The following is a 17,851-nucleotide window of genomic DNA, read 5'->3' on the forward strand; positions in this document are numbered from 1 at the left end:
TCGCTAGAGCGAAGCGCACTCCGCGCAGACCGGTCCGAGCTTCGACTCGTGGTCGAGCTGGGAGCGGTGCTTCACGAGGAAGCACTCGACGCAGGTGAACTCATCGACCTGCGGGGGCAGCACCACGACGTCGAGGTCGACGTCGCTGAGGTCCTGCCCGGCGAGTTCGAAGCTGCCGGGGTTGTCGGAATCATCGTCGACGACCCCCGACATCTTGTCGGGAACGCGCTCCTTGAGGGCCTCGATCGACTCTGAGTCAGAGTTGTCGTCGGTCTTCCGGGGGGCGTCGTAATCGGTGGCCATGCCCATCCATTTCTCGTATCGAGAGGTCGTCGCCGGGTGATCGGCGGCGACAGTTTGCACCACGCCCCGCCAGAGCGCAAACCGAGTGCTGCGGCGGGTCGTGCTGGCTGTGCAACCCATGACCGGAACCGGACATTCCCGACACCCGTTGCCGGAGCGCCGCGCGCTCGGGATCGGCCGTGCGGATGTCCGCGGCACGCCCGTGCGCCTCCCCGGAAACCGCCCGTCGTCCCTGCATACTCACGGGGTACGACAGCAGGACCGTACGCGACGCTGGGAAGGCGGAACCATGCAAGACGTGAGAGTCATCGGAGTCGAGTCCGGCGCACTCCTCCTGGCGACCGACGGCGGCACCGAGTTCCGGTTGCCCGTCACGTCGTCGCTGGCAGGCCAGGTGCGCCAGGCGAACCCCGACGCCGGTCCGCAGAAGCGGGTCTCCCCCAAGGACGTCCAGGCGCGCATCCGTGGTGGCGCCGACGCCGCCGACGTGGCCGCCGCGCTCGACGTCGACGTCGAGTACGTCCGCCGCTTCGAGGGCCCGGTCCTCGCCGAGCGGGCCTTCATCCTCGACGCCTCACACCGCGTGCCGGTCACCCCGGTCGACGACGAGGCCCCCGACACCTTCGGCCCCGCGATCACCGCGAAGCTCGAGGCCGGCGAGGCCACCGCGATCACCTGGGGCTCCTGGAAGCACCCGGAGAGCGGCTGGCAGGTCCGCGTCCGCTACACAGCGGGCGAGGTCGAGCACGACGCCCAGTGGCACTTCGACCCCAAGACCTCGACCCTCGTGCCGGACAACGGTGACGCGCACCGGCTGTCGCACACCGACGACGAGGGCATCGCCCCGCGTCTGCGTGCGGTCGAGTTCGAGCAGCAGGACGACGACGGCACCCGCTTCGACTCCGGCGCCTTCCGCGTCGACGAGCCGGAGCAGCCGGCCGACGAGCCCGAGCCGTCCCAGCACGCGCCGCTCCGTGCACCGCTGCCCCGCATCGGCCAGGCCGCCGTGGAAGAGCGCGCTCCCGGCAACGAGACCGCCGACCTGCTCGAGGCGCTCCGCCGCCGCCGCGGTGAGCGCGAAGCCGCGTCCTTCGGCGAACAGCGCGACGAGTCCGCCCGCGGCACGTCCATCAGCGTCGTCGACATCCCGCTTCAGGGCTTCGAGGACGGCGGCGCGCACGACACCGCACCGCAGTCGACCGATGCCCGTCCGGCCTCGGCGCCCGAGCCCGAGAGCCGTGGCGAACGCAAGAAGCGCAACCGCCGCTCGATGCCGAGCTGGGACGAGATCGTCTTCGGCACCCGCCCGGACGACGACCCCGCCTGATCGGCATGCTCACCGGCCGTCGGCGCTGCCCCTCGTGAGCACTGACGCCCTCAGTGAGCGAAGGCGCCGGCGAGCCGGAGCGGCACGATCGTCTCCTCGTCGGTCATCGCCCCGTGCTGGCCGATCATGCGCTTCGGCGTCTCGTGCTCGCGCAGGGCACGGTCGTCGTTGAACGCCCACGAGCCGCGCGCCACGACGAGCACGTCGCCGATGCGCGGCACCACCTGGTCGGACACCTGCCCGAACCACCCGGCCTCGATCGCCTCGGCACGGCTGGCGACGTACGCCTTCTTGCCGTAGCGCGCCCGGAACGCACCGACCAGGGCGCGGACGTCGGTGCCGGGTGCGACGGTGAGCTGTCGGCAGCGCGGGTCACCCGCGACGCCGACGACGTCGGTGAGCAGCAGCGGGTCGATGGCGATGTTCGCGTGGTCCGGCACGTCGAGCACACCGTGGTCCGCCGTCACCAGGACCCCCACGTCGTCCGCAGTCCGCGCATCGAGGCGGGCGAGTTCCCCGTCGAGCAGCTCGAGGGCGGCCGTCCACCGGTCGGACTGCCAGCCGTACTTGTGCCCGATCGAGTCGAGCTCCGGAACGTACAGGTAGACGAGCGAGCGGCCGGTGGCGGTCTCGGCCAGTGCGGCGTCGACACGCTGCGGGATGGTGTCCGCCGACACGTACCGGGCGCCGCCGAGCACGTTCGCGGTCATCCCGGACGAGCGGTACCGGTCCGGCCCGACGACGACCGGGTCGAGTCCGAGCTCCGCGGCCCGGGTGAACAGGGTCTGCGTCAGGAACCAGTCGGCGGGCACCTCGGTGTCCCAGCCGCCCAGCAGGTTCATCACGGCACCGGTGTCCGGGTTCCAGCCGCTGTACCCGACGACGCCGTGGCTGCCGGGCGAGCGGCCGGTGGTCAGGGTGCTCAGTGCGGCCGCGGTCGTCGTCGGGAACCCGCTCCGCAGCTTCTTCGCGGTGCCGGTGCCCTTCGCGCCGGTCAACCAACGGGCGTGCCCGGCGCGCGCTGCCAGCGCGGCGGAACCGAGGCCGTCGACCAGCACGACGATCGCCGAGCGGGCGGGGCGGAGGGCGATCCGGGCCTCCAGGCCGTCGTTCCGCAACCACGCGTCGTCCGCAGCGCCGAGCGCCACGAGGCAACTCGGGAAGACGTCGGCGAGGTTCGCGACGGCGTCGGGGGCCGTCGGTACGCTTGTTCCCATCCCACGAGTCTCCCAGACGACTCCGGTTCTCCAGAAAGGTGCCATGGCACGCACGGACGTAGTCGGCCTGCCCGACGGTGAGCGCATCGAGGACGTCGACGTCTCCGAGGAGATGCAGGGCTCCTTCCTCGAGTACGCGTACTCCGTCATCTACTCGCGGGCGCTGCCCGACGCCCGCGACGGCCTGAAGCCGGTACAGCGTCGCATCCTGTACCAGATGGCGGAGATGGGGCTGCGGCCCGACCGCGGACACGTCAAGAGCGCCCGCGTCACCGGCGAGGTGATGGGGAAGCTGCACCCGCACGGCGACGGCGCGATCTACGACGCGCTGGTCCGGATGGCCCAGCCGTTCACGATGCGCGTGCCGCTCGTCGACGGTCACGGCAACTTCGGCTCCCTCGACGACGGCCCTGCTGCCGCCCGGTACACCGAGGCGCGGCTCGCCGAACCGTCGATGGCGATGACCGAGGGCCTGGGCGAGGACGTCGTCGACTTCGTCCCGAACTACGACAACCAGATCATGCAGCCGGGCGTGCTGCCGGCGGCGTTCCCGAACCTGCTCGTCAACGGCGCCTCCGGCATCGCGGTCGGCATGGCGACCAACATGGCGCCGCACAACCTGGGCGAAGTGGTCGAGGCCGCGAAGCACCTGCTCATGAACCCGCAGGCCAGCCTCGAAGAGCTCATGGAGTTCGTGCCCGGCCCCGACCTGCCGTCCGGCGGCACCATCGTCGGGCTCTCCGGGGTCCGCGACGCCTACGCCACCGGCCGTGGTTCGTTCCGCACCCGCGCCAAGGTGAGCGTCGAGAACCTCACCCCGCGCAAGGTGGGACTCGTCGTCACCGAGCTGCCGTACCTGGTCGGCCCCGAACGCGTCATCGAGAAGATCAAGGACGGCGTCCAGTCCAAGAAGCTCGTCGGCATCTCGGACGTCAACGACCTGACCGACCGCAACCACGGGCTCCGGCTCGTCATCGGCATCAAGAGCGGCTTCAACCCCACCGCCGTGCTCGAGCAGCTCTACAAGCACACCCCGCTCGAGGACGGCTTCGGCATCAACAACGTCGCCCTGGTCGGCGGGTCGCCGCGCACCCTCGGGCTCCGTGAGTTGCTCGACGTCTACGTGCAGCACCGGCTCGACGTCGTCACGCGCCGGTCGCAGTACCGGCTGGCACGACGCAAGGAACGGCTGCACCTGGTCGAGGGCCTGCTCATCGCGATCCTCGACATCGACGAGGTCATCCAGGTCATCCGCACCTCCGACGACTCCGAGGCGGCGCGCAACCGCCTGCGCGACGTCTTCGACCTGTCCGAGGTGCAGGCCGAGTACATCCTCGAGCTGCGCCTGCGCCGGCTGACGAAGTTCTCGCGGATGGAGCTCGAGGCCGAGCGCGACCAGCTGCTCGCCGACATCGCCGCCCTCGAAGAACTCCTGGCGTCCGACGAACGGCTCCGCGCGCAGGTCGCCCTCGAGCTGACCGAGGTGTCCGACAAGTTCGCGACCCCGCGGCGCACGCTGCTCACCGAGGCCGACGCCCCGGTGAAGGGCGGTCGGAAGGCCGCGGTCGACCCGGAGTCGCTGCAGATCGCCGACTCCCCCTGCCGCGTGCTGCTCTCGACCACCGGACGGCTCATCCGCGTCGACATCCCGACGTCGGAGCTCGGCATCGTCCGCGTGCCGAAGCGCTCGAAGCACGACGCCGTCCGCTCCGCCGTGGTGAGCACGGTGCGGGGGCAGATCGGCGCGATCACCTCGACCGGGCGGGTCCTCCGGCTCTCCCCCGTCGACGTCCCCGCCGTACCGCCAGCCGCGGTCCGGCTCGACGCCGGCGTCCGGGTCACCGACTTCCTGGCGCTCACCAAGGGCGAGACGGTCGTGGCGATCGTCGACCTGTCCGGCGCGTCGTCGGACTCGCTGGCGATCGGCACCGCACACGGCGTGGTCAAGCGCGTCGTCCCCGGTGCCTGGCCAGACAAGCCCGAGTTCGTCGCCATCGGCCTCAAGCCCGGCGACCACGTGGTCGGTGCTGCCCAGGCCCCGGAGTCCGACGACCTCGTGTTCATCAGCTCGAACGCGCAGCTGCTGCGGTTCCCGGCGTCCGTCGTCCGGGCGCAGGGGCTGCCCGCCGGTGGAGTGGCCGGCATGGCACTCGCCGACGGCGCCTCGGTGATCTGGTTCGGCTCGGTCGCACGCTCCGACGACGCCGTGGTCGCCACGGTGTCCACCACCTCGACCGCGCTGCCCGGCACCGACGCCGGCCGCGCCAAGGTCTCCGCCCTGTCGGAGTTCCCGGCGAAGGGCCGTGCCACCCAGGGCGTCCGGGCACACGCGTTCCTGAAGGGCGAAGACGGGCTCACCGTGGGCTGGGCGGGCATCGCGCCGCCGCACGCCGTCGGCACGGACGGCGCCGCGCGGACCCTGCCCGACTGGCTGTCGAAGCGTGACGGGTCGGGTGCACCGCTCGAGGCGGTCATCGGCTCGATCGGCGGCAGCGCCGCGACGCTCGACGGCACCGCCGGCGAGGCGTAGGCGCGCGGCAGTGTCCGCCTCGTTTCGCGCCTGGCGACACCTCACGGCCTGCGAGACCCATGAGGTGTCGCCCAGCGCGTGAGAACGCAGGGCGCACCGGCCTGGAGGCGCGGGGCGAGGCCGCCACGGGCCTCCAGTCCGCCACCGCGGAAGCGACAGAACCCCGCCGACTGTCGACGGGGTTCTGTCGCTTCCGCGGGATTGACCGCGGGCGTCGGCCGAGCGGTGTCGCTTTCGCGACGCGCTACGCGTCGATGCGGTCGCGGTCCAGGCCCTCGCCGGCCAGGATGAACTCCTTGCGCGGCGCGACGTCGTTGCCCATGAGCAGCTCGAAGACCTTCGCGGCCCCTTCGGCATGGGTCACGTTCACCCGGCGCAGGGTGCGGTGCGCGCGGTCCATCGTGGTCTCCGCGAGCTGGTCGGCGTCCATCTCACCGAGGCCCTTGTACCGCTGGATCGGCTCCTGGTACTTCTTGCCCGTCTTCTCGAGCTTCTTCAGCACCGTCTGCAGCTCCTGTTCGGAGTACGTGTACAGCGTGTCGTTCGGCTTGCCGCGGTTCACCACGACGACCCGGTGCAGCGGTGGCACGGCGGCGAAGACCCGGCCCTGCTCGATCATCGGCCGCATGTACCGGAAGAACAGCGTCAGCAGCAGCGTGCGGATGTGGGCGCCGTCGACGTCGGCGTCGGACATGATGATGATCTTGCCGTAGCGGGCCTGGTCGATGTCGAACGTGCGGCCCGAACCGGCGCCGATGACCTGGATGATCGACGCGCACTCGACGTTCGAGAGCATGTCCGACACGGACGCCTTCTGCACGTTGAGGATCTTGCCGCGGATCGGCAGCAGCGCCTGGTACTCGCTGTTGCGGGCGAGCTTCGCGGTGCCGAGCGCCGAGTCGCCCTCGACGATGAAGAGCTCCGTGCCCTCGGTCTCCTGCGAGCGGCAGTCGGCGAGCTTCGTCGGCAGCGAGGAGTTCTCGAGCGCGTTCTTGCGGCGCTGCGTCTCCTTGTGTGCCCGCGCCGAGATGCGGGTCTTCATCTCGGACACGACCTTCTCGAGCAGGGCGGCCGACTGTGCCTTCTCGGTGCGCTGCGTCGAGGTGAGGATCTCGGTGATGCGCTTCGACACGACCTGGTCGACGATCTTGCGGACCGCGGGGGTGCCGAGGATCTCCTTCGTCTGCCCCTCGAACTGCGGCTCGGGCAGGCGCACGGTCAGCACGGCGGTCATGCCGGCGAGCACGTCGTCCTTGTCGAGCTTGTCCTGCCCGACCTTGAGCTTGCGGGCGTTCGCCTCGACCTGGGCACGGACGGCCTTGACGACGCCGGACTCGAACCCGGCCTGGTGCGTGCCTCCCTTCGGCGTCGCGATGATGTTGACGAAGCTGCGGAACACCGTCTCGTAGCCACTGCCCCAGCGGAGCGCCAGGTCGACCTCGCACTCGCGCTCGACCGAGGTGGAGACCATGTGGCCCTTGTCGTCGAGCATCGGCACGGTCTCGGTGAAGGTGCCGGTCCCCTGCACGCGCCAGACGTCGGTGAGGGGGCTGTCGACGGCGAGGTGCTCGACGAACTCACCGATGCCGCCCTCGTACCGGAAGCGCTCCACCACCGGCCCGGCGGCCACGGTGGTGCCCGTCGCCTCGGCCCGGGCGGCAGCGGCGTCGATGGACGCCGCGCGCTCGTCGGTGATGGTGATGCCGAGCCCGGGCACGAGGAACGCGGTCTGGCGTGCCCGCGTGACCAGGTCGTCGGTGCTGAACCGGGCGTCGGCGGTGAATATCTGGCGGTCCGCCCAGTACCGGATCCGGGAGCCGGTGACACCCTTCTTGACCTTGCCCACCACACGCAGTTCGCTGCCCGAGGTGAAGGGCGCGAACGGGGCGTCCGGGCCGATGCCCTTGCTGTCGTCGAAGATGCCGGGCTCGCCGCGGTGGAACGACATGGCGTAGGTCTTGCCGCCACGGTCGACCTCGACATCGAGGCGCTCCGACAGCGCGTTCACGACCGAGGCGCCGACCCCGTGCAGGCCACCCGAGGCCGCGTAGGACCCCGAGCCGAACTTGCCGCCGGCGTGCAGCTTGGTGAACACGACCTCGACCCCGGTCAGGCCGGTCTTCGGTTCGACGTCGACGGGGATGCCCCGGGCGGTGTCCCGGACCTCGACCGAGCCGTCGGCGTGCAGCACGACACCGATCTCGTCACCGTGTCCCGCGAGGGCTTCGTCGACCGAGTTGTCGATGATCTCCCACAGGCAGTGCATGAGGCCCCGGGAGTCCGTCGAGCCGATGTACATGCCCGGCCGCTTCCGGACCGCCTCGAGCCCTTCGAGGACGGAGAGATGGCGTGCGGAGTAGTCGGAGCTCACCGTCCGAGTTTACCGAGCGGCACCGACAGCACCGTGGGGACACTCGCACTGGGGCCAAGCGATCCGCGCTGAGCGAAACAGGCCCCGACAATGCGTCGCTCTCAGGCATCACGTGTTGAAATGGTGCAACCACCCGGCACCACCTGCGATCCGTGAGGAGCACAGCAATGACCCAGACCGTGCAGGACCCCTCCATCGACGAAGTCAGCAACCACCAGCTGACCGCCGCCGACCGTTGCGACAGCTGCGGGGCGCAGGCCTACATTCGAGCCACCATGTCGAGCGGCGAGCTCTACTTCTGCGCCCACCACGGCGCCGAGTTCAAGGACAAGCTCGCGGCGACCGCCATCGAGTGGCACGACGAGAGCAGCCGACTCTACGAGTCGAAGTAGTCGCAACCGACACAAAGACAGGAGGCGCGGTGCCAGCTGGCACCGCGCCTCCTGTCTGTCTGCAGCCCGGTTCAGAACTCGCGGTTCAGCGACCAGGCCACCCCGCGGTAGCTGTTCGGCCCCCAGATGCCGTCGATCGGCCCGCTGTACCTGCCGTGGGCGGCCGCCCATCGCTGCAGTGCCCGGATGATGTCGGGGCTCTGCCAGTTGTGGAGGTCGCCTGCACGGAAGTACCCGCCCTTCGCGAGCTGCTCGGAGACACCCGTCCAGGAGTTCGGACCCATGATCCCGTCGATCGGTCCCTTGTAGCCGTAGTACCCCGCCATGCTGCCGAGGCACTGCAGCCGCTTGTAGAAGATCGGCCCCGGGACGCCGTCCGACTCGGTCGTGGTCGTCGGCACCGAACTGCAGGCCGAACTGATGCGGGGCGTCGCGGCCTCAGCCGGAGCTGTCTGGACGACGGCAGCGGCAGTGGTGATCGCCACGACGAGTGCGCCGACCAGGGCGAGGACGGATTTGTTGGTGAGCATGAAGCCTCCTTTGTCGGCTTCCAACATTTCACATCTCGCACACGAGCGGACCGACTTGGCAATTGTTGCCACTCATCAGAGACGACGAAGGCCGGGCCCCCTCGGGACCCGGCCTTCTGCTTCGTGCGTCAGGCGATGCGCTTGAACGCCTTGTCAACGTAACGGTCGACCGTGGCGCGCGCTTCACGTGCGTAGCGGTCGATGGTCGCCGTCTGCTCCGCGTCCGGCGCGTACTCGCGGCCCAGCCGTGCGGTGGCCGCGGCGAGGACACCGTCGGTCAGCTGCGGGTTGAGCGGCAGGACCGGACCCTGGGTGTGCGTGCCGAAGGAGTTCCCGACGATCGCGCCCTCGACCGGGGAGCCGGCCTGGTTGCCGCCGCCGGAGACGACGTCGGCGAAGGGGGTGACCCCGGCTGCGAGCTCGATGCGGGTTGCGTGGTCCTCGAAGCCGGCGAGACGCTTCGGTGCTCCGGGGAGCAGCGGGTACCGGGTCTCGAGGACGAAGTAGTTCACGCGGCGCTCAGCACCGCGGACGGCACGGGCGTCGAACACGCCGAAGCCGGCGACCGGCGCACCCTCGGTCGGCACGACCTCGTTCGTCGCGAGGTCGAACCCGCCGCCGACGGCGAGCACCGGCACACCATCGGTCGCGAACGCGCGGAGAGCGCCACCGATGCGTGTGACGTCGTCGCCCAGGGAACGCATCGCGCTGAGCGGACCGTTGCCGATGACGACGACGTCCGCCGTGGTCGGCAGGTCGTCACCGGGCGCGTACTCGAGGACCTGGGTCTTGATGTCCGCGGCGGCCGCACGGCGGACCAGCGCCGCGACGTTGCCACGGTCGCCCGAGACGCCCATCTGCCGGGGGTAGACGTGCAGGATCGTCAGCCGATCGGCCGTCATGCGGTCTTCTCCATGTCCGGGTGGCCGAGGGCCTTGCGGGCGATCATCATGATCTCGTAGTTGACGATGAAGTTCTTCGTCCCGCGGGTCGTCGAGCCGAGCTGCTCCATGTGCTTGATGGCCGCTTCGACGTCGGGCTCGACCCGGCCGATGCGGACACCGGCGTGCTCGAGCGCGATCGCGATCTGCCACGCCTTGTCACCGGAGACGACGTCCACGTGGTCGAGCTTCGAGAAGTCGATGTCGTAGATCCAGGAGATGTCGGGCGTGCCCTCGTCGATCGCCATGAGGACCTGCTCGGGCTGGTCCGGAAGGGCGTCGAGGTTGAGCTGCAGGCTCGCGGCGTTCTTGAACATCGTGAACTCGGCGGACTCGCCCGCGATCGGCAGTCGCTCGCCGCGGCCGTACGCGGGCTTCATCGTGCCGAAGGCCTTGGTCACGGCGTCGGCGCGGAACTGCGCGCCGAGGGCCGCACTCGCCGTCGCGGTGGCCGCAGCGGCGTCGACCGCGTAGTGCAGGCCGCGGGCGGGCAGCCGGACCGGGATCTCGGCACCGTCGAAGCGGATCGTCGCGCCGTCGCCCGTGTGGGCCACGACCTCCGCGTCGGCGGTGTGCTGGGCACGGTCACCGGCGTCGAACGAGTCGGCGTTCTGCAGACCGTTCGGCGCTGCGGCGACGACCTCGTCGCTCGCGCCGAACCGCAGGACGCGCTGCCCGGGGGTACCGGAGTAGCCGTCGAGGAACTGGTCGTCGTGGTTCGTGATGACGTTCGCCGTCGACAGTGCGGCGGTGTCGAGCATCATCGTCGCCACGCGCTCGGTCTCGAAGAACCGGTACAGCTGGTCGACCTGCACGTTGAGCATCGTCACCGTCGAGGGCGACAGGATGCCGGCGAGCTCGACCGCGAAGGCCTCGTCGACCTCGAGGATGCCGATGTCCGCCTTCAGGCGACCGGTCAGCGAGACCTCGGACAGCAGGGCCGACGCGATGCCCTGCGGCAGGTTCGCGCCGGACGGGTTCGTGAAGACCCGCAGCCCGTGGGCCCGCACGATGTCGGAGATCATGTGCGTGGTCGTCGACTTGCCGTTCGAGCCGAGCACGAAGACGACGCCGTTCGGGAACTGCTTCGTGACGTGCTGCAGGAAGTCCGGCACGAGCTTCAGGACGATGAACCCCGGGTAGGCGGACCCGCCGCCCCGCGCACGAGCGAGGGCACGGAGGATCCGCCCGATCAGGATCGGGATGAAGAAGCGCATGCCGGCTTATTCGAGGTAGTCGCGCAGCGACTGCGACCGCGACGGGTGGCGGAGCTTCGCCATCGTCTTGGACTCGATCTGACGGATGCGCTCACGCGTCACGCCGAACGTGTCACCGATCTGGTCGAGGGTCTTCGGCTGGCCGTCACCGAGGCCGAAGCGCATGCGGATCACGCCCGCCTCGCGCTCGGACAGGGAGTCGAGCAGGCTCTCGAGCTGCTTCTGCAGCATCGTGAAGCCCACCGCGTCGGCCGGCACGACCGCCTCGGTGTCCTCGATGAGGTCACCGAACTCCGAGTCGCCGTCCTCGCCCAGGGGCGTGTGCAGCGAGATCGGCTCGCGGCCGTACTTCTGGACCTCGACGACCTTCTCCGGGGTCATGTCGAGCTCGCGGGCGAGCTCTTCCGGAGTGGGTTCGCGACCGAGGTCCTGCAGCATCTGCCGCTGGACGCGGGCGAGCTTGTTGATGACCTCGACCATGTGCACCGGGATGCGGATGGTCCGGGCCTGGTCGGCCATGGCGCGGGTGATGGCCTGACGGATCCACCACGTCGCGTAGGTCGAGAACTTGAAGCCCTTGGTGTAGTCGAACTTCTCGACCGCACGGATCAGGCCCAGGTTGCCCTCCTGGATGAGGTCCAGGAACTGCATGCCACGACCGGTGTAGCGCTTCGCGAGCGAGACGACCAGGCGGAGGTTCGCACCGAGCAGGTGCGACTTCGCACGCTGACCGTCACGGGCGACCCAGCGCAGTTCACGCTCGGCGGGCTTCGAGAGCCCCGTCGCGTGCTGCAGCTTGTCCTCGGCGAACAGGCCGGCCTCGATGCGCATCGCGAGCTCGACCTCCTGCTCGGCGTTGAGCAGGGCGACCTTGCCGATCTGCTTCAGGTAGTCCTTCACCGGGTCGGCGGTGGCACCCGTGATGGTCGTCGAGTAGACCGGCGCCTCGTCGTCGTCGGTCTGCGAGATGACGAGCGCACCGGCGGCGACCGCGGCAGCGGCGTCCGGCTTGGCCGTCTTGTCGTCGGTGTCGTCGGCCTCGTCGGTCGGCTCCTCGACGGGCTCGTCGGAGGCGATCGCCTCGTCGACGGCGTCGGTCTTCTTCGCCTTGGGCGCCGCCTTCTTGGCGGGCGCCTTCTTGGCGGGGGCCTTCGTGGCGCGCTTCTTCGGCGCTGCGGTGCCCTCGGTGTCCGTGGCGTCCTCTGCCACAGCGCCCTCGGGCTCGGTGTCCTTCGTGGGATCGATCGTCGTGCTCCGGGCAGCCATGCGATCACCTCTCTCGTCGTGCCACGTTCGTGGGGTCGTGGCCTCCCTCGCCGCCCAGGTCCCGCGCCGCAGTCCCCCGCGTCGTACGAGTCCTACCGTTCCGGGCAGCACTAGGACCCATGTCAAGTCCCCCGAGTTCACCGGCGCACCGAAGTGCTCCGACAGACAGGGGTCCCGAACGGGTCCGTGATCATTATTGCACGTGCCGCTTCCGCAGGCGTGCAACGAGTGCAACCCAGAGTGGTCCGACGCGTATTCCCTCTTCCGAGTGCAGCACCCGGCGGGTCCGACGGCGGGCGTGCAGGAGCATCCCGACGCCGAAACCGACCACGACGTACTGCACGGTGAGGGCGATCCGGAAGTTCTCCCAGGCGAACACCTCGGTGCCCGAAGCCCGCGCAGCGACGTCGAGGACGACGCCGATCAGGTACATCATCACGAAGGCCGCCAGGAAGCCGCCGACGTTCACGACGCCGTTCGCCGAACCGAGCGATCCGACGGGGTTGAAGGTCCGGGCGAAGTCGAAGCCGATCAGGGAACCGGGCCCACCGATCCCCATCGCGACGACGAGCAGCACGAGCAACCACGTCGGCGGGTGCCCGGGCCAGAGCAGGATCGCCGTCCAGAGCACCGCGAGCAGGACGACCACGCCGAGCACCAGGTTCGACCGGCGCATCGGGAACCGCGCACAGAGCACGCCGAGCACCGGACCGGCGACGAACCCGACGACCACGATGATCGTGAGGAACCCGGCAGCCTCACCCGGGGAGTACCCGAGCCCTCGGAGCATCGGCACGCCCCACAGCAGCGAGAACACCGTGCCCGACGACTGCGTGACGTAGTGCGACCAGAACCCGAGCTGTGTGCCCGGGCGCCGGAGCGCATGCCCGAAGGTGCTGAAGGCAGCACCCCACGAGTGCGGCAGCGGGATGGTGTCCGTCCGCACCGGCACGGGACCGTTCCGCACGAAGACCGCGGCGAGCACCAGGCCGACCGCGCTGGCCGCGGCCGCCACACCGAACGCCGGGGTCCAGCCCACCGTGTGCAGGAGCACGGCGAACGGGAACGCCGAAAGGATCTGGCCGATCTGCCCGAGGTTGCCCGTCCACTGCGAGATCTGCGGCAGGATCCGGCCGCTGAACCACATCGGCACCAGGCGGATCACCGAGATGAAGGTCATGGCATCACCGGCGCCGACGAGCACCCGCCCCGCGATGGCCGGCCCGATCGACGGGGACACCGCGACGATCGCCTGTCCGACGACCAGCAGCGCGGCGCCGAGGAGCACCAGCCGCCGCGGGCCCACACGGTCGAGCGCGATCCCCACCGGGATCTGCAGCCCCGCGTAGACGGCGATCTGCACCACGGCGAGGGTGGACAGGACCGCGGCGGAGACGGCGAACCGGTCCTGCGCGTCGACACCGGAGACCCCGAGCGAGGACCGCTGCACCACGGCGAGGACGTACGCGAGGACCGCGACGCCCCAGATCAGGAAGGCACGACGGGAGTTCACCGGTCCAGGCTACCGACGCGTCCCAGCGTCGATGCGGGACGAGCGTCGTCGACGCGCGTCACGTCGTGCGGGTGACCGGAGGACGGCCTGGAGGCGCGGTGCGGGGCCGCCACGGGCCTCCAGGCCGCCCTGTGGGGACGTCCGGATCCCGCGACGGTCAATCGGTCGCGTCGCCCTGGGTGCGCCGGTCGGCGAGGAAGCGCTCGAGCTCGGCCGCGATCGCGTCGGCGGTCGGCACCTCGCCGTCCACGCCGGTGAGCGGCGACGCGACGGGGTTGCCCTCCATGTACGTGTCGTGCCGCTCCTCGAGCACGGAGACCAGGCGCTGCAGCTCGGGGTTGCCGGCCACCTGCTCCTCGACGCGGGTGAGGAACTCGCGACCCGACTCGCGCAGGGCGTCCGTCGGGAAGATGAGCCCGGTCGCGGCGGCGATGCCGGACAGCGCCGCGACGGCGGCGTCGGGGAACTCGGTGTCGGACAGGTAGTGCGGCACGAGCAGCACGAGCCCGGTGACCTGCGCGCCGGTCTCGGCGAGGCGGTGCTCGACCAGGTGCAGGACGTTCGCCGGCGCCTGGGTCTCGGGCTTCCAGACGCTCATCTGCTCGACGAGGTCGGCCCGGGTGCCGGAGACGGTCAGGCTGATCGGACGGGTGTGCGGGACCGGCATCGGGATGGACTGCACCCACGTGGTGTCGGCGACCTGCAGGTCGGCGGCGAGCCCGGTGACGGCGCGGACGAAGCGGTTCCACTGGAAGTCCGGCTCGTAGCCCGACAGGAACAGGAACGGCTGGCCGATCTCGTCGCGCACCAGGTGCAGGGCCAGACGGGGCGGCTCGACGGCGCTGATGTGGTCGTGCTCGAAGGTGATGACCGGGCGACGGGCCCGCCAGTCGAGCAGCACGTCCGGGTCGAACTCGGCGACGAGTTCGGTGTCGAGGTCCTCGAGGATCGAGTTCGTCACCTGCGCGACGGCCGATCCGGCATCGGCGAAGCCGGTCAGCCCGGCGATCAGGTGCAACCCTGCTGGCACGGTCGGGGCGTCCGCGTCGAACGTGTAGAGCTCCTCGGGGTGGTTCACCGTCCCCATGCTAGGCGGGGCCTCCGACGTCCCCGGTGCGCGACGACCACGCCAACAGCGAACAGGCCGTCGGTAGGGTTGGAACATGGTCCGACCGACGCTCTCCACCACCAGTTCACCCCCCGAGACCACCACCGCCGACGTGCTCGTCGTCGGGGTCCGCCCGGGCTCGTCCGGCGAGGCCGACAGCACCGCCGTGCTCGCTCCCACCGCCCTCGGCACGCTCGATGCCCTCGCCGGCCTCGACCTCGCCGCGATCGGGGTCACCGGCGCGAAGGACCAGCTCGTCCGCCTGCCCGCCAGCGGCGTCGGTGCGAAGTCGGTCGCGCTGATCGGGCTCGGCTCCGCCACGGGTGTCGCGGCGATCCGCGCTGCGGCCGGCAGCGCCGTGCGACAGCTCCCCCGCGTCGACTCGATCACGCTCGCCCTGCCCACCGACTCGGCCGAGCTCGTCGACGCCGCCCTCGAGGGCGCGGCGCTCGGCGCGTACGCCTTCACCCGGCACAAGGGCACCGGCACCAAGGCCCCGGCCCGCGGTGACCAGCACATCGAGGTCGTCGCCCCGGCCGAGGTCGCAGCCGACGCCGCCGTGCGCCCCGCGATCGTCGCCGACGCCGCGTCGCTCGTGCGGGACCTCGTGAACACCGCCGCGGGCGACCTCGGGCCGCAGGACGTCGCCGACGTCGCGACCGGGTTCGCCTCGGACCTGCCGCTCACCGTCGAGGTCCTCGACGAGCAGGCGCTCGAGGAGCAGGGCTTCGGCGGCATCCTCGGTGTCGGCCGCGGTTCGGCGCGTCCCCCGCGCCTGGTCGTCGTCCGGTACGCGCCGGAGTCCGCCACGAAGCACCTCGCCCTCGTGGGCAAGGGCATCACCTTCGACTCGGGCGGCCTCTCGCTCAAGCCCGCGGCGTCGATGCTCGGCATGAAGACCGACATGACCGGTGCCGCCACGGTGCTCGCCGCGACCGTCGCCGCCGCCCGCCTGGGGCTGAACGTGCGCGTGACCGCGTGGCTCGCCCTCGCCGAGAACATGCCCTCCGGCACCGCGACCCGCCCGGGCGACGTCCTGACGCTGAAGAACGGCACCACGGTCGAGGTCACGAACACCGACGCCGAGGGCCGCCTGGTGCTGGGCGACGGGATGGCCGCCGCGTCGCTCGAGCAGCCCGACGCGCTCGTCGACGTCGCCACGCTGACCGGCGCCCAGGTCGTCGCGCTCGGCGACCGCACCACCGGCCTGATGGGCAGCGACGACCTCGTCGCGAAGGTCCGCGCCGTCGCCGAGGGCGTCTCGGAGCCGATCTGGCCGATGCCGCTGCCCGAGGAGCTCGAGGCCCGGCTGTCCAGCGACGTCGCCGACATCGTCAACGCCACGGTCGGCAACCCGGCCGGTGGCATGCTGCTCGCGGGCAAGTTCCTCGAGCGCTTCGCCGGCGACGGTGTCCCCTGGGCGCACCTCGACATCGCGGGTCCGTCGGAGAACAAGGGCGGCGGGTACGCCTGGTTGGGCAAGGGTGCGACGGGCGTGATGGTCCGGACGCTCATCGCTCTCGCAGAAGACCTCCAGTCCGAGTAGTAGGTTTGGTACCGGTGGGAACGGCGCACCGACGCGCCTCCCACCGGTACTGCACGGGACGGGACCGGAACCACGCGGTCCGACCGTCGGACGCCGCCCTCCGCGGTGTCCACGTAGGGCCCGATCGGCCCGACACGCACGAGGGAGTTGCACCAGGTGACGGAACAGACTTACGACGTCGTTGTCCTCGGTGGCGGGAGTGGTGGGTACGCCGCTGCGCTCCGGGCCGCCGAACTCGGCATGAGCGTCGCGCTCATCGAGGGCGACAAGCTCGGAGGGACGTGCCTGCACCGCGGCTGCATCCCGACGAAGGCACTGCTGCACGCGGCCGAGGTCGCCGACGCGACGCGCGACGCCGAGAAGTACGGCGTGGTCGCGGAGTTCGCCGGTGTCGACGTGCCCAAGGTCATCGACTACCAGCAGGGCATCATCAACTCCAAGTACAAGGGCCTGCAGGGTCTGATCAAGGCCCGCGGCATCACCGTGGTCGAGGGCTGGGGCCGTCTGACCTCGCAGAACACCGTGCAGGTCGGCGACCAGACCGTCACCGGCAAGAACATCGTGCTCGCCACCGGCTCCTACTCGAAGTCCCTGCCCGGGCTCGAGATCGGCGGCCGCGTGATCACCAGCGAGACCGCGCTCCGCATGGACTACGTCCCGAACAAGGTCGTCATCCTGGGCGGCGGCGTCATCGGCGTCGAGTTCGCCAGCGTCTGGAAGTCCTTCGGGGCCGAGGTCACCATCGTCGAGGGCCTGCCGCACCTGGTCCCCGCCGAGGACGAGTCGATGTCGAAGCAGCTCGAGCGTGCGTTCCGCAAGCGCGGCATCGAGTTCTCGCTCGGTGTCCGGTTCCAGGGCGTCGAGCAGCACGAGAACGGCGTCGTCGTCACGCTGGAGGACGGCAAGACCTTCGACGGTGACGTCCTGCTCGTCGCCGTCGGCCGTGGCCCGGTCACGCAGAACGTCGGCTACGACGAGGTCGGCGTGGCGATGGACCGCGGGTTCGTCACCACGAACGAGCGTCTCGCCACGAACATCCCGAACGTCTACGCCGTCGGCGACATCGTCCCCGGTCTGCAGCTCGCGCACCGCGGCTTCCAGCAGGGCATCTTCGTCGCCGAGGAGATCGCCGGCCTCAACCCGGTGGTCATCGAGGACAAGAACATCCCGAAGATCACCTACTCCGACCCCGAGGTCGCGTCGGTCGGGCTCTCGCAGGCCAAGGCCGAGGAGCAGTACGGCGCCGACAAGGTCGACTCGTACGAGTACAACCTGGCCGGCAACGGCAAGAGCCACATCATCGGGACCTCCGGCTCCGTCAAGGTCGTGCGCGTCGTGGACGGCCCCGTCGTCGGCGTCAGCATGATCGGTGCCCGCGTCGGCGAGCTCATCGGCGAAGCCCAGCTCGCCGTGAACTGGGAGGCCTACCCGGAGGACATCGCTCCCCTGGTGCACGGTCACCCGACCCAGAACGAAGCCCTCGGCGAGGCGTTCCTGCACCTCGCGGGCAAGCCGCTGCACGCGCTGTGACCGGCACCGGCCGCACTGTGACAATGACATCAACAACCACTGCAATCCCCCGCGAAGAGG

14 protein-coding genes are annotated in these 17,851 nt (G+C 70.4%); 5 read left to right on the top strand and 9 right to left on the bottom strand.

What is annotated here, in order from left to right; all coding sequences use genetic code 11:
- Positions 1-3: 3 nt before the first annotated feature.
- The gene (locus tag DEJ12_RS11895) at positions 4-303 is read right to left on the bottom strand and encodes a DUF4193 domain-containing protein (RefSeq protein ID WP_017886098.1); all 300 of its coding nucleotides are present in this window, start codon (positions 301-303) and stop codon (positions 4-6) included.
- Between the two features lie 298 nt (positions 304-601).
- Between DEJ12_RS11895 and sepH the strand changes: the two genes are divergently transcribed.
- Positions 602-1,630 (top strand): septation protein SepH, encoded by a 1,029-nt coding sequence (sepH, locus tag DEJ12_RS11900; protein ID WP_181433182.1) that lies wholly within the window; start codon positions 602-604, stop codon positions 1,628-1,630.
- 50 nt (positions 1,631-1,680) lie between these two features.
- Here sepH and DEJ12_RS11905 read toward each other — a convergent pair whose 3' ends face one another.
- Positions 1,681-2,847: an alkaline phosphatase family protein gene (locus tag DEJ12_RS11905; RefSeq protein WP_111030155.1), complete on the bottom strand. Its 1,167-nt coding sequence runs from the start codon at positions 2,845-2,847 to the stop codon at positions 1,681-1,683.
- A gap of 43 nt (positions 2,848-2,890) precedes the next feature.
- Between DEJ12_RS11905 and DEJ12_RS11910 the strand changes: the two genes are divergently transcribed.
- Complete coding sequence (locus DEJ12_RS11910; RefSeq protein WP_111030156.1) at positions 2,891-5,377, top strand: DNA topoisomerase (ATP-hydrolyzing) subunit A; 2,487 nt, start codon at positions 2,891-2,893, stop codon at positions 5,375-5,377.
- Between the two features lie 244 nt (positions 5,378-5,621).
- Here DEJ12_RS11910 and DEJ12_RS11915 read toward each other — a convergent pair whose 3' ends face one another.
- A complete protein-coding gene (locus DEJ12_RS11915) occupies positions 5,622-7,748 on the bottom strand; it encodes a type IIA DNA topoisomerase subunit B (RefSeq protein ID WP_071244557.1) in 2,127 nt (708 codons plus the stop codon).
- Positions 7,749-7,915: 167 nt separating this feature from the next.
- Between DEJ12_RS11915 and DEJ12_RS11920 the strand changes: the two genes are divergently transcribed.
- Entirely contained in the window at positions 7,916-8,140 is a 225-nt protein-coding gene (locus DEJ12_RS11920) for a hypothetical protein (RefSeq protein WP_017886093.1), read from the top strand.
- A 71-nt stretch (positions 8,141-8,211) separates the two neighbouring features.
- Here the strand turns inward: DEJ12_RS11920 and DEJ12_RS11925 are convergent, their stop codons facing one another.
- The 6 genes from DEJ12_RS11925 to DEJ12_RS11950 all read right to left on the bottom strand — a co-directional run bounded on the left by DEJ12_RS11925 (position 8,212) and on the right by DEJ12_RS11950 (position 14,694).
- Complete coding sequence (locus DEJ12_RS11925) at positions 8,212-8,670, bottom strand: peptidoglycan-binding protein (RefSeq protein WP_111030157.1); 459 nt, start codon at positions 8,668-8,670, stop codon at positions 8,212-8,214.
- Positions 8,671-8,798: 128 nt separating this feature from the next.
- A complete protein-coding gene (locus DEJ12_RS11930; RefSeq protein WP_111030158.1) occupies positions 8,799-9,572 on the bottom strand; it encodes a type 1 glutamine amidotransferase in 774 nt (257 codons plus the stop codon).
- Positions 9,569-10,828 carry a MurT ligase domain-containing protein gene (locus DEJ12_RS11935; protein WP_111030159.1) on the bottom strand — a complete coding sequence of 420 codons (1,260 nt, stop codon included), beginning with the start codon at positions 10,826-10,828 and terminating at the stop codon, positions 9,569-9,571. Before DEJ12_RS11935 ends, DEJ12_RS11930 begins: the two co-directional genes overlap by 4 nt.
- 6 nt (positions 10,829-10,834) lie before the next feature.
- Entirely contained in the window at positions 10,835-12,094 is a 1,260-nt protein-coding gene (locus DEJ12_RS11940; protein WP_027465462.1) for an RNA polymerase sigma factor, read from the bottom strand.
- Positions 12,095-12,287: 193 nt separating this feature from the next.
- The gene (locus tag DEJ12_RS11945; RefSeq protein WP_071403956.1) at positions 12,288-13,607 is read right to left on the bottom strand and encodes a nitrate/nitrite transporter; all 1,320 of its coding nucleotides are present in this window, start codon (positions 13,605-13,607) and stop codon (positions 12,288-12,290) included.
- Positions 13,608-13,764: 157 nt separating this feature from the next.
- Positions 13,765-14,694 (bottom strand): proteasome assembly chaperone family protein, encoded by a 930-nt coding sequence (locus DEJ12_RS11950; RefSeq protein ID WP_027465460.1) that lies wholly within the window; start codon positions 14,692-14,694, stop codon positions 13,765-13,767.
- A gap of 76 nt (positions 14,695-14,770) precedes the next feature.
- Between DEJ12_RS11950 and DEJ12_RS11955 the strand changes: the two genes are divergently transcribed.
- Positions 14,771-16,261: a leucyl aminopeptidase gene (locus DEJ12_RS11955; RefSeq protein WP_111030160.1), complete on the top strand. Its 1,491-nt coding sequence runs from the start codon at positions 14,771-14,773 to the stop codon at positions 16,259-16,261.
- A gap of 156 nt (positions 16,262-16,417) precedes the next feature.
- Complete coding sequence (lpdA, locus tag DEJ12_RS11960) at positions 16,418-17,791, top strand: dihydrolipoyl dehydrogenase (protein ID WP_111022800.1); 1,374 nt, start codon at positions 16,418-16,420, stop codon at positions 17,789-17,791.
- The last annotated feature ends 60 nt before the right edge of the window (positions 17,792-17,851 follow it).

It is taken from the genome of Curtobacterium sp. MCLR17_059 (genome assembly GCF_003234665.1).
GTDB classification, from domain to species: Bacteria; Actinomycetota; Actinomycetes; order Actinomycetales; family Microbacteriaceae; genus Curtobacterium; species Curtobacterium flaccumfaciens.